We start from the raw sequence: 13,271 nt of genomic DNA on the forward strand, positions 1-13,271 counted from the left end.
GTTTGTATTTTATGCTAGTGCGTATAGTAATTAATAACGTAAAGTTAATGCAATGCGTTAGTGCAGATTATACCGTTATCTTTATAAACTGTCTAAACCACGTGCTAAGTCTTTGATAATATCTTCCACATCTTCCAGACCTACCGATAGACGAATCAGACCGTCTTTAACGCCAGCTTCGGCACGAGCTTCAGCAGTTAGACGGAAATGCGTGGTGGTTGCAGGATGAGTAATCGTGGTTTTGGCATCGCCCAAGTTATTGGTGATAGAGACCATTTGTGTTGAATCAATCACATGCCACGCCGCTTCTTTGGTATCACGGCTATCAGATGCCTTGACTTCGAAGCCCATGATAGCACCGTAACCGTCCTTCATGTGATGCTGACGTGTGGCAAGTTCGTGCGCAGAATGGTCACTCAAGCCTGAGAAATGCACGGTACTGACATTAGGATGATTGACCAAAAATTCTGCCACTTGATTGGCATTTTGGCAATGCGCTTGCATACGCAATTTGAGCGTCTCAAGCCCCTTGGTAAATACCCAAGCATTGAACGGACTCATGCTAATACCGCCTGAGCGTACCACGGTAAACGCTTCTTGCATCAGCTTATCACTGCCGACCAACGCACCGCCTAATACGCGACCCTGACCATCCAAATATTTGGTTGCAGAGTGAATGACCACATCCGCACCCAAATCTAATGGCCGCTGCAATGCTGGCGTTGCAAAGCAGTTATCAACGACGAGTAATATATCATTAGCTTTACATAGCTGACTCAAATAACCGATATCGCAAATCTGCGCCAATGGATTACTTGGGCTTTCGCAATAGATCACCTTGGTATTTGGTTGAACCGCATTGGCCCATGCCTCATTGTCGAAACAATCAACGTAGCTGACTTCAACGCCAAACTTGGCCATATAGTTGTTAAACAGACCGATAGATGAGCCGAATAACTGGTTGGCCGCTAGCAAATGGTCGCCCGCTTTTAGGTATGCCAAGCACATGGTCAAAATAGCGCCCATACCAGAGGCCGTTGCAACTGCGCGTTCACCATTCTCTAGTGCAGCTAAACGACGCTCAAAAGTACGTACGCTTGGATTGGTATGACGAGAGTAGACATTGCCTGTTTTTGTACCGTCAAAATGAGCGGCAGCATCAGCGGCTGAACGATAAACGTAAGAGCTGGTGGTAAAAATAGGCTCTGAATGCTCGCCTTCGTCTGTACGGTGTTGACCTGCCCGCACTGCGATGGTCTGCATGCCATAATCAAGCCCTAAATCTAAGGCATCGTTGCGCCAGTTTGAATCTAACTTGTTCAAACTGCTCTCATCATGGTTTTGCGACTGACTCATAAACGTTCCGTTACTTTGGTTGGTATTTTATTGATTAGTATATTATTGGTTGGTCTTTTAATTGAAATAAAATGACTGCTTATTCTTCTGATTATCGACCGAATTTATCAGCGTTATCATATCATGTCGACTTATTCCGCACAGCTGGTTTCAAATGGCCACTAAATATTGTTTTCGAATACAAAAGACGTATCAATTCTACTGCTTAAAATATGCCACAGATATAATTAAACACTACTTAAAAAACAATGATTTCGTGCGCTAAATCTAACAAAAATAACGTATTTATAATAGGCAGATATCGCAACAGCTGCTAAGCTTAGCGACGATTTAGATTTTGCCACGCATAATACAACAACAGTTTGGTAATTCATCTAACAAGAGTGTTTCAAGTACTCAGAATCATTATTTATCAGTACATTTAGGCTCATTAAGGTAAATTCGTTATGTCGATGTTCAGTATAGAACCAAGCAGCTTATCGTTGAGTCTAACCCTAGGACTGACTTTAGGTCTTAGTGCTTGCCAGAGTTTGCCCAAGCAGCCACATTTACCAGAAAGCCAAGCACTATCAGCACGCGTAGAAGCGCTATATTCAGACGAGCAAACGACGCAAGGTGAGACGAACAAGGCTAGCAGCACTGGTTTGGTCTCTGCGATTAGTGCGCAGAACGACATCCATCCTGATTTGTCTGGTTACCATCCAATCGTGACTGGAGCGAATGCTTTTGCGGCACGTAGCATCCTGACAGATATGGCCACGCGCAATATTGATGCGCAGTATTATATTTGGCATAACGATCAGGCTGGTCAGCTTCTGTTAAAAGATTTATGGGAGGCAGCTGAGCGCGGTGTGATTGTGCGCTTATTGTTAGATGATTTTAATAATAGTGCCAAGTTTGACCAGCATTTATTACGTTTTGCCAGTCATCCTAATATCGCGGTGCGTATTATCAATCCTTTAATGCATCGTAAGTTTCCGACGTTGAACTATGTGACTGGTCTGCCGCGTATCAATCGCCGCATGCACAATAAGAGCATGACCTTTGATAAGCAGATTACCATCATCGGTGGGCGTAATATCGGCAACGAATACCTTAGTAATGATCAAAGTAGCCAATTTGCAGATTTGGATGTCTTACTTATCGGTAAAGTCGTCGCAGATATTGATAACAGTTTTTATGACTATTGGTCATCGCCTTTATCATTTGATATCGAGACCCTAGCGAAATTTGATAATGACGTTACGCCTGATTTTTTAAAGGCCTTAGATAAGCTCGGTCTGGATGAAGAAAACAACGAAGGCAGCAGCTTGACGGTTTATAAGGCTGCGATCAAAGACTCTACGATTGATAGTGACTTGATTAATAAGCGTGTGCCTTTCCGTTGGACCGACATGCAATTCTTAAGTGATAATGTTGGCAAACTAAGCAAAACGGTTCCTGCCGATACCAACTTGGTTCATCAGTTGCGTAACTTGCTTGGTAGCCCAACCAAGAAATTGACGATTATTTCCTCTTATTTTGTACCGACCAAAGATGGCGTTGATACATTGGTTAAGTTGGCTGAAGCTGGTGTCGATATTAAGATATTAACCAACTCATTTGATGCGACCGATGTGACTGCAGTGCATTCTGGTTATAGCCAGTGGCGACCTCGCCTGCTTCGTTCAGGCGTCAAAATATATGAGCTAAAATCGACCGCTGCTGAAGAAAAACGTGACAACAAACTGTGGCGGGCCCGTAGTCAATCTTCAACCAGTTTGCACGCAAAAACGTTTGCAGTAGATGATTATCAAGTCTTTATTGGTTCATACAACGTTGACCCACGCTCTGCCAATATCAACACTGAGATGGGTGTCATTATCAATGATGACGAGCTAGCAAGACAGCTGCACGGTGCGCTTAGTGATGATTTGTTAAATCAGGCTTATGAGGTCAAGCTGTTAGATAATGGCAGTTTAGAGTGGCACACGATGGAAGATGGCAAAGAGGTCGTTTACGAGTCAGAGCCACGGGTCGATATGGGTGATCATATTTGGCTTACTATCATGTCTTGGCTACCCATCGATTGGCTGCTGTAATATGTAAATTCTTTTCTAAACAGTCCTTAAAAGTACAGGATGTGCAGTTTCGCTTCTGGTAAAAGCCATATCCTGTAATCAAAGTTCTTATTACAACACACACAAAATTACTGTTTCGGCAAATCATTGTTTATATACTTTGATTTGCCGGTTTTTATCATGGCCGATTATCTAAACGATGATCGTCTTAATGACCACTTTACTCTGTGGATATGTGATCTATTATGCCGTCTCGTTCTCAATACGCCTTAATGTCTACTAAAGACAAAAACATAGTGATGTTCATTAGTTTCATTAGCGCTGTGATATTTTTTGATTTTTTGATTTATTTATATATCTCAGACATTGTCACAGCTGCGTTTTTTCCTGCTAATGCTGATCCTAGAGTTGCTAAACTGCAAGGAATGGGACTTTTTGTCATTGGTTATTTAGCTCGTCCGTTTGGTGGTATTCTTTTTGGCCGTTATGGTGACATCATAGGTCGAAAGCCTATTCTATTAATTAGCCTACTTGTTACTACAGGTAGTTTGCTTGCGATGGCATGCTTGCCCACTTATGCACAATGGGGCATCTTTGCTCCTGCTTTATTCATTCTATTAAGAATTATACAGGGTATGGCATACGGACTCTATGTTCCCTTATCTTGGGTATTTGTGGCAGAGCATGTGCCCAGACAGTATTTATCAGTAGCCTGTAGCTACGTGACTGCCAGCTTCTTTGTGGGTGTGTTATTTTCAAATGCATTTTTTATGTGGCTCTCTAGCTTTATGACTACAGCCGAGTTAACTGAATATGGATGGCGCTTGCCATTTTTAGTTGCCGCTGTACTAAGTGCTTTACCGTTATTGGTGTGGCGAATGGTTGGAGAAACGCCTTTCTTCTTGGCACTCGTAAAGCCGAAGACAGGTAAAAATGCAGGTAAACCACTGACGTTACTTTTTAAACATTGCAAGCATTCTATTTTTATCGGTATGGTGCTGACGTTAGTAATCTCTAGTATTTCTACTGTTATCGTTTTGCTATTACCTGACTTGATAGAGATAAACTTTTCGTTGGACAGTGATTTATTCGGGTTCTCCCATAGCCTGGGCATCATATTTATAATTTTTGGCTGTATATTCTATGGGATGATTTCTAACCACGAGAATTTCGGTAAAGTGTTGGTAATCGGTTCAATTTTACTGATTGCCCAAATGCTAGCGTTCTTTTACCACTTGCAGGCGGGCGGTGATTATATATTAATCATGTATGCGATTTTAGGCTTCTGTGCTGGCGTGATTGGTATGGTCCCTGCTATCCTTGTAGAGCTGTTTCCGACCAATGTACGTCTGACTGGCGTTGCTTTTTGCAACAATGTCACACAGGGTATCGTGGGTGTACTGATACCTTTTGGTCTTGGATACGCCACAACTCTAGTAAGCTTTTCACCAGCACTGTACATTGCCTTTATTGGCTTTATCGGTATTATCATGGGGCTTTATTTTTATAATTTGCCCGAGTTGAAAAAGATTGACCACGTTATTGTATAGGTAAATAGTCAATTGCCGCTTCGCATAATGATTGAAGCTCTAGAAAATCTTGAAAATAAGGTGCAGTGGGTTGTCTCATCCATTGCACCTTCTCCATTTATTTAAGACACAAATATTAAGGCTTAATCACCATGGTTGATATGACCAACAAACGTCTCTCAGTTGCGCCAATGATTGACTGGACTACGACAGATTATCGTTATTTTGCGCGACTGTTTAATCCGCATACCTATCTATATACCGAGATGATCAGTACTGGCGCATTGATACATGGCAATCGAGCACGCCACTTACGCTTCGATACGCTTGAGCATCCTCTTGTATTGCAGCTCGGCGGTGCAGACATCAATGAGATGACACAATGCGCAGAGTTTGCTCAGCAATATGGCTATGATGAAGTCAATATCAACGTCGGTTGTCCCTCAGATCGTGTACAGCACAATAAGATAGGTGCCTGTCTGATGGCAGAACCTCAGACCGTCGCTGATTTGGTCAAGCATATGCAAGCTGCAGTCGATATACCTGTAACGGTCAAACATCGTATTGGCATCGATGACTTTGATAGTTATGAGTTTATGGTGGACTTTGTGCAGACAGTGGCAGCGGCAGGTTGTACCCGCTTTATCGTACATGCGCGTACAGCATGGTTGCAGGGGCTCAGCCCTAAGCAAAACCGCGAAATACCACCGCTGCGTTACGATGATGTGTACCGTCTAAAGCAGGACTTCCCTGAGCTAGATATCGAAATCAATGGCGGTATCGATACAATTGAGGACATTAGAACGCATCTACAGCATATCGATGGCGTGATGATTGGTCGGGCGTTTTATCATAACCCGTATCTATTAGCAGAGGCCAATAGCTTATGGAACGAGGCAACGTCCGAGACAATACCTAAGCGCTCAGAGATTTTAGCGCAGCTTTATCCATATCTCGAAGAACAACTCGCAAAAGGCGAAGCGTTGCCAACAATGACACGGCATTATTTAGGACTCTTCCAAGGTCTGATGGGCGCGCGTAAATGGCGTCAAGCATTGAGCGGCAAACCTCAGCTGACGATTGATGATATCAAGCGAGCTGCCGATGAAGTGATATCGTTAAATCCTGATGCATAATCCTAACACGTCGCCAAATTTTGATATCTAACTGGCTCGATAGAATTTACATGCCAGCCATCGTTGTGGTCATCATTTCATCTATGCCACTTGCGCAATATACTGCCACATCGCTGCACCATTATTGACAATGTGTAGTACGATTGGCAGTAGTAGCGAGCCCGACTTAATCCGTGCATAGCAAAATATCAATGCCAACACTACGATGGTACTAATCTCATAGACACCATACTGCACATGGATTACAGCGAATATCAAACTTGTCACAATGCTGGCGACAATCGCCCCATGATTCGCTGAATATGATGGTGCTGTGAACTGTTCTGCGATGGCTGACCACAATATACCGCGAAAGATAACCTCTTCATAAATTGGTGCGACGACCACCATAGCAAAGACCAATAGCCAAACCGAACTGACTGACTGATAAAGAGGGTCAACAAACACTAGTGGTGCCATATCGAGTACATACGTTAGTGCCTGACTGGCAATCATAAATATCAGCAGTAGCCCAAGCATGCCTATACCCACCGACAGTGAGAACGGCTTTAGCGCTAGATATTGACACAGACTGTCACCTTTCAAACGAATGATAAGTACGCTAATTGCCACTAGTAATGCACAGCCGATAAGTATAGACAGGCTCACGACCGTTCCATCATTACTACCAAAATAGAATATACGCCCTATCGATGTCCTTTCATCGGCAGGTAATACCAACTTGCCAGCGACATAAACACCTACCAACTGACTGACAAAAAACGCAAGCACCATTCCTACTGTTAGCACGAATGTACCCACGCGCGAAAATAGCGGCAGAGACTTAGGTGAGACAGTTGTACTAGATGGCGCAGTTAGGTTTTTTGGCATAGAAATGTCACTTAAAAATACTTTGGCAGCTCATATCCATTACAAGCATGACTGATGGTATGTTGCATTTATTTTGACAGTTGCTGCTTAATCAATCCTAACACCTGCGTTGAGACAGACTCTGGATGCTCAAGTGGGAACATATGGCCCCCTTCATGAGTCTCATAAGGAATGCCCAAGCGCGATTTTATCTGCTGCGGAAAGCGACGTTTCAAAAAGATGCTGTCTTGACCAATGATTAAAGTCACAGGCACTTTAGGGCCACGGTTTGGTGCCAGCCAATACCAAGATGGATTGGTACGGAACACAGCGACTTCGCTGGCTTTAGGGATAGCCAATGTCACTTTGCCATCCGCACGCTCATGCAAGCCGTGATCGATATATCCTTGAAAGCTACGCTCATCAAAATTCTTAAAAAACCCTTTATGTCGCATTTTCTCATATGCTTCATCCCGGCTATCCCACACATCACGGCGATGTTTGGACACGCCAGCTGGTGACAGTTTGTCCATCAGACGATTATTCATAAGCGGTAATTTGTCTGCTGTCTTTGCCAAATGCCATAACAAGCTGACTTTGCCATAAATCCAAGGCGGATCCATAAGCACCGCTTGTGCAAACAGTTCAGGCTGACGATACGTGGCCTGCAACGTACACATAGCCCCAAGCGAATGCCCCACTCCTACTACCTGTGCAACGTCATGCTTTTTACAGGCACTGTTTACGCTATCAATAATTTGCTGCGTTAGACTGCGCCAATGATCATCCACTGGATAATTAGGCGTATCGCCCAACATCGCAATATATTCAATCGTAAAAAATTCTGATAAACCTTCAAAAAATGGCTCATATACCGCGCTTGGCATTCCATTAGCATGAGCAAAATGCAGCACAGGTTTATTGGTTATTTTAGAGACAGGCAGTTTAGCAAAGGACTGCAAATTTATTTCATCACTCATGACAGACTCTCGTGGGATCGTTTATGTTATATATTATTTTTAATGATTGAACCTTGTACTATTTTCAAAACCAACAGCATCAAAACTAATCCCTTCAAAACTAACCATGTTTATATGACAAATTTGACGACTGTGTTTGATGGTTATAGTTGTATAGCTAATTTAATCAGGCTATCACTTGGGCTAAGGTTTTTATTTGGTATTACATATAATTAAGGCTGAGCACAATTATATGCTCAGCCTTAACAATCATACACATTATATCTAAAACATAAAACGCTTAACGCATCTGCCCAGTGTTGCTTTCTTGTGGCAATACATCAAGACTAACGCTAGAGCCAATACCTGCACCTAACTTCACTGCAAAACGGTCCATAAACATTTGGAACGGATCAGTTGGGCTATAGCTGATGATCGTATCGAGGTCTAGTTGCTTACTTAGACTTGTGATACTACCTGTTTTGTCTGCCAAACCTAGCTCAATAGACTGCTCACCTGTCCAGAATAACCCCGAGAATAGTTTGTTTTGCTCAGGATTCTTCAGACGTTCACCACGACCTTCTTTGACAGCGTTGATGAAATGCTTGTGCGTGTTTGCTAGTACTTTTTCGACATGATTTTCTTCATAATCAGTCAACGGACGAGATAAGCTTAAGATATCTTTATACTCACCAGCCGTAATCGTACGATCTTCTACGCCAACTTTGTCCATTAAGCCTTTAACGTTGTAGCTTGGCATAATGACACCGATAGAGCCGACCAGACTTGAAGGATTGACGTAAATCTCATCTGCGGCAGACGCAATATAATAAGCACCTGACGCACCGATATCACCAATCACCGCATAAAGCTTTTTGTCTGGGTACTCTTGGCGTAAGTCCATCATGGTCTGCCAAATCTCATCAGACTGTACTGGTGAACCGCCAGGTGAGTTGATATCTAAGGCCACTGCTTTTGAGTTACTGTTTGCAAAAGCGTCTCTCAATGCTTCATTGACATCATACGCATTGGCCACATCATCATTACTGATAACACCTTGCAGCTCAACCACTGCTAAATGTGGATCGCTAGTATCGACTGCGTCCATACCTGTTGGCGCACTGCTGCAACCACGACCAAGGGTCAAGAATATCAATAAGATATAACCAAAGGTTAGTAGTTTAAAAAAGATACTCCAACGACGAGCGCGGCGCTGCTCAACCACACTCGCTAATAACGTGTTTTCCAGCACCTTCCATTCTTGTCCACTTGGCGGGCTTGGTTGCTGCGGTTGCGTTGGCTGATTTGCCGAGTTATCAGGACGTTTGTTAGGGTCTGGTGGCCAGTTGGGCATATAACTTCCTAAGTTAGAAACAATCTAAAACAATAAAATGAGGTTGTCGAGAAATACAGCTAAAGCGGTGATGTATACCTGATACTGTCTCACCATATCTGCGACCTATGTTAATAGTCAGTGACCTGTATTAATAGGCTGCTAAGTATGGTGGTATTTCGATAATGGTTCAATAGTATAACTGTGAAATATCACTATATTGTAACGCTGATAATATAAGCCTTATTTTTGAGGGTTAGTAGTTTCGGCATTGGAAAAGTTATCAATGTTATTTAGCGATTTAGTTGTTTAGCGATAATGCCGCGTCTAACGGCTTATTATCATAGGTTATAACTTCATCGACGCCCTGATGACTTATGACATCAGCTGTAATTTGCGAAGCACTATGACCAAGCCAACGTGTATTTTCGAATAGCATATTCTCATTATTCGATTCAACTGAACATAGTAATGACCACAGTTGCCAAACGCGTTGATGAGTAGCAGTATCTAGAATCAGACGTGACTGGGACTCTGACTGTTTGCCAGTTAACTGGTTAGATGCTACTTGTACTTGAGGGCTAACAGGTGAATTGGCAGGTAACGAATTGAGTGGATCTGCTGCATTGTATCTCAGAACTCGTATAGGCAGATTAGTATCAAGAGCAATCGTACAATCCCAAACGCTGGTATCACCTACTTTGGTCTAACCAGTGATGGCTTGTACTGACAACTCATCATTGGCCGACTGCCATATTTTTCCTTGCTCACAACGCTGAGTGCTGATAGTAGGGGTATCTACAGACTGCTTAACTGTTTTGTAAGCTTGCTGAAATGCAGACCAACGATCAGAGCGCCCTGCTTGCCAATATTGGCTAATGGCTAACCGGTCATTTAATTGAGCAACGGTCATCGGCAGTAATTCAGAATTTTTGGTAGTAGCAGTATTCTTATCATCAGGAATTAACGTATCAGTCAGGCCGTCACTGCTACTCTGTACGACAATACTTTCTAACTTATCGACAGATATACTACCCAGTTGCTGCTCTAAAGAAGCAGACAGTGTATCTGCTGTCAGGCTATTTGGCGTGGTTCGTGTAGAAGCGGGTCTGTGATCAGCTAAGAATAACCAGTTACTACTTTCTTTGTTTACGGTAGGATATGTCAGCAATGCTGCCGTTATATATGAATCACCCGTCGGTAGGACATACAGTGTCGGCACTATGGTCAGCGACTGCTGATTGGCATACACCGTCATCATTAATAGCGTCAATGGTGGCAGTATCAACCAACGACTGAGCAGACCTCTAGGCAATAACCAAGGCAATGCACTTAGCAAAGCCATCGATAGTATCGCGATATTAACTGGTGTATAGAGCCACGCATCCGATAGCGCTGGCAATGACGTCAGCCAACTCATCAAATCGTGTAGATGACCAACTATCGTACTAATAATTACCCAAAGAATATCAGCGATACTTGGCACCAAAAGATAACACAGCCCTGCTAATAGATTGAGCGGTACAATCACCCAACCAAATAGCCCGATAGCAAATAAATTGATAAAAAGTCCCCATAACGACGCCTTACCAAATAAAAGCAACGTAACGGGTAATAAAGTAAGAAACAGCCAAAACTGTAATTTAAACACACGCTTGATCGTTTGCCAAACACGGTTAGATAGCGCGTTATTGATATGAGTACGTGGCTTATCATCGTATAAATTCGTTACAGCAGTAGTCTGATTCTGATACGACTTATCGTCATACTTAAGCAATAACGCCACTGCAATAAAAGACAGCCAATATCCTGCCTGCCATAATACGTAAGGGTCACGCCAAGCCATCAACACAGCTAGCGCCAATAGCACGCGCATCGTACTGATAGGAAGCAATATCAATCTGACGAACCCAATCGCTAATAGCATCCAAGCCGTACGAGCAGCAGGCACGTCAAAACCAGTAAATAACGCATAAATAAAAGCGGCACCAATCATTACCCACCAGCGCACTTGCCAACGCGGAATACGACGATAAATCGCTGAATAATTACGATCAAACAGCAGTACGACTATACCTGCCAGCACAATAGCTAAAAACAGTACGTGCGTGCCTGAAATAGCGAGCAGATGTGAGATACCCGCCAGTTGATATAAGTTCTTAGTATCACGATTAATCAAGCTACGATCACCCGTAAGCAGACTTAATGTCACGGCTTTTGCTTGTTGCTCTGCTGTCGTTTGCGCTGACCAGTCTTGATAGAAATGCTGTCGTAATTGCCAACGCCCCTGATCGATACGGGTACGAAAGCGCTGAAGATATGAATCAGAATCTAGCGGCTCCTTGAGACGTTTTCTATCGCTGATTTCATTGCTAATTTCGCTACTATTTACCAATGTAGGGCTAACGGCCAAAATATTTGCAACGCCATCAATATGCCGACCTCGCAACCAGCGATAACTGTCAAAGCCAGTAGGGTTATTGACTGCTTGCTCAGAAGTAGCTAACGGCGCCAGTGCTAGGCTCATGAATATCTCATCACCGGGCTGCAAATCGTTCAAGGCTGCAAATTGACTATCATTTGCATTCTTTCTTGGATAGGCGTTAAGTAAGATTCGGTGTTCGCTAACTTTGAGACTAACTTCATTGGGATTAACATCGTGATTAGTGCTTAGGCTATTTTTATTTGCACCTAAGTAGTTGGATGTTTTAGTTGCTAACTCTTGGGGCGTTAGCTCAGCGACTAACGGAGCGATATTCGTTATCACTGCTACTTGTCTATAACCGCTGTCTGTAGTGGCATCATAAACACTGTCGCTCAACCCTTCGATACGCACAAGTGCTTGTACTCGTATCGGTGCAGTTATTTCAGTGGTTTCTGCTTGTTGATGAGTAACCAAAGCTTGCAATGCACTGCCTATCACTAACGCAGCCGTTAGCAAAGCTAAGACTAAATATCTAATAGTACGGAAAGGAAGTTTAGTATGAAGAGTTGCGTTGTTAGAGGTCTTTTTATCAGCGCTGTGACTGTCTATCGAAGGTACATTGAATTGAGCAGATGCCAACAGAAACGTGGCAAATACAATCAGCGCCAACGACAGATTAGATGTACCAACTGTCTCTAGCAAGGATAAGTCGGTTGGCAATATCACATTATCTGCGACTGCCAATACACCCATCATAACTATAATTATGAGGCTACCAATCAACCAGTACACCAGCACTCCTTGCTTGATGACTTAAATATTATTCGGCCAAATATGGTTACTTACTATAGCAAATGGCACGCGATGCAATAGCATTTATATTTATATTACCCTATACTGAGGCAACGTATTAGGTGGTAACTATCTGACACCACCATTCTGTGTGTTCTAACCTTTATCCTACTCACCATATATTACTTTATATCAGCTTCTCAATACCATTGAGTAGACTGTAGTTAATGATTAAAGGCGATCCTGTGCCCCAAAAACGTCTAAAAGACCTACTTCCTACACCAGAGAAAATCTTAGAAAGTCGCACTTTAAAGCTGTTTGCACCGCACTTGGCTGATCCAAGGTTATGGCATTTCAATCGACACAGCCTAAATAAGGCCGTCTATATCGGTGTACTAAGTGCATTTTTTCCGCTGCCAGGACAGATGTTACTGGCACTTATTGGCTCGCTTATTTTTCGTGCTAATGTCCCTATGGCGCTTGGTTTGACATGGATTACTAACCCAGTCACTAGCTTACCCATCTTTTATGCTGGATATTATATCGGTGCGAAAATCATTGATGCACCTGTGATTAGCTTACGATTCATCGGTAGAATGATTGCTGATTTTAGCTTATGGGCATTATCAAACGGTGCCAATCCGTTCATTACTTATCGCGGTACAGTATCGCTTGCTGCATTTTGTATCGGGCTAACGATTTTAGCCGTAGTCACCAGTCTTATTTGTGGTTTGGCATTTAAAGCCATTTGGCGTTACAAAACTGTGGCGAGCTGGCAGAAACGTCAGCAAAAATCTTCTGACGAATCTGACAAGTTATAAGGCAATTTATC

9 protein-coding genes are annotated in these 13,271 nt (G+C 42.9%); 4 read left to right on the forward strand and 5 right to left on the reverse strand.

Annotation, left to right across the window (positions count from 1 at the left end; translation table 11 throughout):
- Positions 1 to 81 precede the first annotated feature (81 nt).
- Entirely contained in the window at positions 82 to 1,356 is a 1,275-nt protein-coding gene (locus tag AK824_RS08715; protein WP_057760776.1) for an O-succinylhomoserine sulfhydrylase, read from the reverse strand.
- Between the two features lie 446 nt (positions 1,357 to 1,802).
- Here AK824_RS08715 and AK824_RS08720 point away from each other — a divergent pair, with 446 nt between their 5' ends.
- From AK824_RS08720 to dusA, 3 genes are all read left to right on the forward strand, one after another.
- Entirely contained in the window at positions 1,803 to 3,437 is a 1,635-nt protein-coding gene (locus AK824_RS08720; RefSeq protein ID WP_057760778.1) for a phospholipase D family protein, read from the forward strand.
- 224 nt (positions 3,438 to 3,661) lie between these two features.
- Positions 3,662 to 4,966 carry an MFS transporter gene (locus AK824_RS08725; RefSeq protein ID WP_057760780.1) on the forward strand — a complete coding sequence of 435 codons (1,305 nt, stop codon included), beginning with the start codon at positions 3,662 to 3,664 and terminating at the stop codon, positions 4,964 to 4,966.
- 131 nt (positions 4,967 to 5,097) lie between these two features.
- Complete coding sequence (gene dusA, locus AK824_RS08730; RefSeq protein ID WP_057760782.1) at positions 5,098 to 6,081, forward strand: tRNA dihydrouridine(20/20a) synthase DusA; 984 nt, start codon at positions 5,098 to 5,100, stop codon at positions 6,079 to 6,081.
- Between the two features lie 81 nt (positions 6,082 to 6,162).
- Here dusA and AK824_RS08735 read toward each other — a convergent pair whose 3' ends face one another.
- The 4 genes from AK824_RS08735 to AK824_RS08750 all read right to left on the reverse strand — a co-directional run bounded on the left by AK824_RS08735 (position 6,163) and on the right by AK824_RS08750 (position 12,439).
- Positions 6,163 to 6,951 (reverse strand): CPBP family intramembrane glutamic endopeptidase, encoded by a 789-nt coding sequence (locus tag AK824_RS08735; protein WP_057760783.1) that lies wholly within the window; start codon positions 6,949 to 6,951, stop codon positions 6,163 to 6,165.
- A 68-nt stretch (positions 6,952 to 7,019) separates the two neighbouring features.
- Positions 7,020 to 7,910 (reverse strand): alpha/beta fold hydrolase, encoded by an 891-nt coding sequence (locus tag AK824_RS08740; protein ID WP_057760785.1) that lies wholly within the window; start codon positions 7,908 to 7,910, stop codon positions 7,020 to 7,022.
- 280 nt (positions 7,911 to 8,190) lie between these two features.
- Positions 8,191 to 9,243: a signal peptide peptidase SppA gene (sppA, locus tag AK824_RS08745; protein WP_057760787.1), complete on the reverse strand. Its 1,053-nt coding sequence runs from the start codon at positions 9,241 to 9,243 to the stop codon at positions 8,191 to 8,193.
- 685 nt (positions 9,244 to 9,928) lie between these two features.
- Positions 9,929 to 12,439 carry a ComEC/Rec2 family competence protein gene (locus tag AK824_RS08750; RefSeq protein WP_227511145.1) on the reverse strand — a complete coding sequence of 837 codons (2,511 nt, stop codon included), beginning with the start codon at positions 12,437 to 12,439 and terminating at the stop codon, positions 9,929 to 9,931.
- A gap of 245 nt (positions 12,440 to 12,684) precedes the next feature.
- Here AK824_RS08750 and AK824_RS08755 point away from each other — a divergent pair, with 245 nt between their 5' ends.
- Entirely contained in the window at positions 12,685 to 13,260 is a 576-nt protein-coding gene (locus tag AK824_RS08755; protein ID WP_227511146.1) for a DUF2062 domain-containing protein, read from the forward strand.
- The last annotated feature ends 11 nt before the right edge of the window (positions 13,261 to 13,271 follow it).

Source organism: Psychrobacter sp. P11G3 (genome assembly GCF_001435845.1).
Taxonomy (GTDB): Bacteria; Pseudomonadota; Gammaproteobacteria; order Pseudomonadales; family Moraxellaceae; genus Psychrobacter.